Source organism: Chryseobacterium sp. S0630, assembly GCF_024158915.1.
Lineage (GTDB): Bacteria > Bacteroidota > Bacteroidia > Flavobacteriales > Weeksellaceae > Chryseobacterium.
Map to the genome: position 1 here is coordinate 1 of NZ_JAMZGF010000128.1, position 733 is coordinate 733.

1 protein-coding gene is annotated in these 733 nt (G+C 32.7%); it reads right to left on the reverse strand.

The window, feature by feature from the left end; genetic code table 11:
• Positions 1 to 74: 74 nt before the first annotated feature.
• Positions 75 to 524 (reverse strand): hypothetical protein, encoded by a 450-nt coding sequence (locus tag NK356_RS24045; RefSeq protein ID WP_034698989.1) that lies wholly within the window; start codon positions 522 to 524, stop codon positions 75 to 77.
• Between the last annotated feature and the right edge of the window lie 209 nt (positions 525 to 733).

The following is a 733-nucleotide window of genomic DNA, read 5'->3' on the forward strand; positions in this document are numbered from 1 at the left end:
ACTTTTTACTTTTTACTTTTTACTTTTTACTTTTTACTTTTTACTTTTTACTTTTTACTTTTTACTTTTTACTTTTACAAAACCTCTATCACCTTCTGATGGATTTTGTTTAAGGTAAATTCATCACCGGATTTCATACCCATCATCTTTTTAGCCATGGGGCTTTCCGGAGAGATGGCGTAGAACCGGTCTCCCTCAAAAAAGAACTCTCCCAGTGACACAGAAATATAAAACCTTGCCTTATTGGTAATGACCAGTGAACCAAGCTGTACTCTTTCAGTAGCCGTATTCAGGACTTTTGCCATATTTCTTTTAAGATCATTCAAAGCTCCTAGTTGTCGCTGCATCTGATAAATTTCCTCTTGCATTTCTTCTCTCATACTGTCATATTTCGGAGTTTTTTTGATGTCACGGCTGGCTTCCAGGGTAAATTCGATAAAGTTTTTAAGCTTTTCAATTTTCTCTGTTATGGTAGTTTTCACAAAGTCTCTGATATCACTTTTTTCAAATACGATCTTCTCCATACAATCTATTCTTTATATAAAGATAATATTTTAGAATAATATTTCTTTCACTTTATAGAAAATAATGACCAGCATTGTTGTTATAGATTTAGGAGAGTTTGAGAGTCATATAAATGTCTTGAATTAACCTTGGATCTGACACTTTATATAAAAAACCATTCTTGTTCGATAAAATTTAAATAGAATTAACAGGTCGCTCCTCCGGAGCT

Excerpts from the sequence above, each read along its gene's own strand:
- NK356_RS24045 (WP_034698989.1), bottom strand. The coding sequence starts at position 524 with ATGGAGAAGATCGTATTTGAAAAAAGTGATATCAGAGACTTTGTGAAA.